The sequence below is a fragment of the Candidatus Accumulibacter vicinus genome, from assembly GCF_000584955.1.
Lineage (GTDB): Bacteria > Pseudomonadota > Gammaproteobacteria > Burkholderiales > Rhodocyclaceae > Accumulibacter > Accumulibacter vicinus.
Map to the genome: position 1 here is coordinate 170,591 of NZ_JDSS02000024.1, position 2,447 is coordinate 173,037.

General features: G+C 66.1%; 2 protein-coding genes and 1 pseudogene. 2 read left to right on the forward strand and 1 reads right to left on the reverse strand.

Annotation, left to right across the window (positions count from 1 at the left end; all coding sequences use genetic code 11):
• The first annotated feature begins 39 nt into the window (after nucleotides 1-39).
• Both CAPSK01_RS11370 and CAPSK01_RS11375 read left to right on the forward strand, forming a co-directional pair.
• A complete protein-coding gene (locus CAPSK01_RS11370) occupies nucleotides 40-906 on the forward strand; it encodes an MBL fold metallo-hydrolase (protein ID WP_034926391.1) in 867 nt (288 codons plus the stop codon).
• Nucleotides 907-913: 7 nt separating this feature from the next.
• Complete coding sequence (locus CAPSK01_RS11375; RefSeq protein WP_273703543.1) at nucleotides 914-1,741, forward strand: sulfite exporter TauE/SafE family protein; 828 nt, start codon at nucleotides 914-916, stop codon at nucleotides 1,739-1,741.
• Nucleotides 1,742-1,784: 43 nt separating this feature from the next.
• Here CAPSK01_RS11375 and CAPSK01_RS11380 read toward each other — a convergent pair.
• Nucleotides 1,785-2,447, reverse strand: a pseudogene (locus tag CAPSK01_RS11380) (hypothetical protein); the annotation flags it as partial.

Here is a 2,447-nt window from a genome sequence, read left to right on the forward strand (position 1 = left end):
TGGTTGCGGCGGCCAGCCGCTCATCAGGGAGATACCGCGATGTACATTGAAGCTTTTTTTGATCCGGCGACGGGCAGCAACAGTTACCTCGTCTTCGATACTGACCGAACGCGCTGCGTCGTCGTCGACAGCGTGCTCGATTACAACCCGCAGGCGGCACGAATCGGCACCGACAATGCTGACCGGCTGATCAGCCGCGTCGCCGAGACCGGTGCCCGCGTCGAGTGGATTCTCGAGACGCACGTCCATGCCGATCACCTCTCGGCGGCCTCCTACCTCCAGGAAAAGCTCGGCGGCCGGACAGCGATCAGCCGGCAGGTGACTGTCGTGCAGGGCGTATTCGGCAAGTTTTTCAACGCCGGACCGGGTTTCGCCACCGACGGCAGCCAGTTCGACCATCTCCTTGCCGATGGCGAGACGATCACGGTCGGCAGCCTGAGCATCACGGTCATGCACACCCCCGGCCACACCCCCGCCTGCGCCAGTTATCTGTTCACCGACGGTGACGAGCAGGCGGTGTTTGTCGGCGACACCCTGTTCATGCCCGATACCGGCACCGCCCGTTGCGACTTCCCCGGTGGCGACGCGCGCACCCTCTATCGTTCGCTGCGCCGCCTGCTCGCGCTGCCGGCAAGCACCCGACTCTATCTCTGCCACGACTACCCGCCGGGCGAGCGGCCACACTCCTTTGTCAGCACCGTGGGCGAACAGCGTCGCAGCAACATTCACGTGCGCGACGGTGTCAGTGAGGAGGAATTCGTTGACCTGCGGCGGCGGCGCGATGCGACGCTGGCGGTGCCGGTACTGCTGCTTCCCGCCGTGCAGGTAAACATGCGCTGCGGCAGGTTGCCCGAACCGGAGGAGAACGGGATGCGTTACCTGAAGATCCCGCTCAACACGATCTGAGCCGACGATGCCGATGCTGAGCGACCCGGCAATCATGGCCCCGCTGCTTGGTGCCGCTGTCGGGCTGATCCTTGCCCTGACCGGCGCCGGTGGTGGCATCATTGGCGTACCGCTGCTGGTCTTCGGGCTTGGTCTGCCCATTCAGCAGGCCGCTCCGATCGGTCTGCTGGCTGTCGGCCTGGCCGCCGGGCTTGGTTCCCTGCTCGGCCTGCGCCAGGGAATCCTGCGCTACCGCGCCGCGGCGCTGATCGGCGCCTGTGGGCTGCTCACGGTGCCGGCAGGAGTCTTTCTCGCCCGGCACATCCCGAATCAGCCGCTGACGCTGGCCTTTGCCCTGCTGCTCGGCTGGACGGGCTGGCGAGCGCTGCGGCGCGCCCGCCCACAGCCGGAGGTTGGCGGGTCGACCAGCAAGCCCCAACCGTGCCGGCTGAACCCGGATGTCGGACGATTCGACTGGCATCTGCCTTGTGCCCGCGCGCTTGGCGGAACCGGCCTGCTGAGCGGTCTGCTCAGCGGTTTGCTGGGCGTCGGCGGTGGCTTCGTCATCGTCCCCGCGCTTACCCGCTACTCCGATCTGTCGGCCGCGAGCGTCATCGCCACCTCCCTCGGCGTCATGACGCTGGTTTCGGTCGGTGGCATCGCGGCGGCTGCGGCGGGCGGCAGCATCGTCTGGCCCCTGGCGCTGCCTTTCGTCGGTGGCGCGATCGCTGGTCTGCTGCTCGGCCGTACTCTTGCCACGCGCTTCGCCGGCAGACGCCTGCAGCAGAGCTTTGCCGTTCTCTGCCTGATCGTCGCAGGTTTGCTGATCGGACGCGTCGTCAGCGCCATTTTTTGATATCGGGCGGCAATTGGTCCAGAATTCCGGGGCCCGCGCTGCCCTATCGGGTCACCTGTAACACCGCTGGCGCGAAGTTCACACGCCGCGTCTCCATAATATGCTTGGCGTCCACCTTTCCCTCGACGATCTCGTAGCCCATCAGGGCAAATACCCGGCCGCGCACGAACAGCGGTCGCGAATTGCCGTACCAGTCGACGCACGAAGCGCGGCAGCCGTCGCTTTGGTCGCTTGCCGAGGGTTGCGCGGTCAGCGTGCCGAGTTCGCTCAGTGCCAGGGCGTGATTGCGCAGAAAGAGCAGGGCTGCCGATGGCGTGCGCAGTTGGCGTGCGCCGGGCTCGCCACCGCCGACGATTGGCAGACCAAGCAGACCGTCGAATTCGCCCTCGGATCGATAGAAGAAGCCATGACTACGCGTTTCACCCTGCGCGGCGTCCTTGCGTGTGTACCGGCCAACCGTCACCGGCAGGGAGGTCAGCCGTACACTGGTCAGATGCAGGTCCCTGCCGTCGCTGCCAACGACGAGGGCATTGCTGCCAAGTGCCTCGACACGGTCGACCGAGTGTGGCAACGGTAGTTCGTAGACCTCACCCTGCGCGTAGCGCACCGCGTACACCTGTGATTGCGTCGTCGTCTGCGGCGAGTGCCAGCCGGTACCCGCGCCGTACAGCAGATACGGGCCGATGTAGCGACTCTGCAACACGTA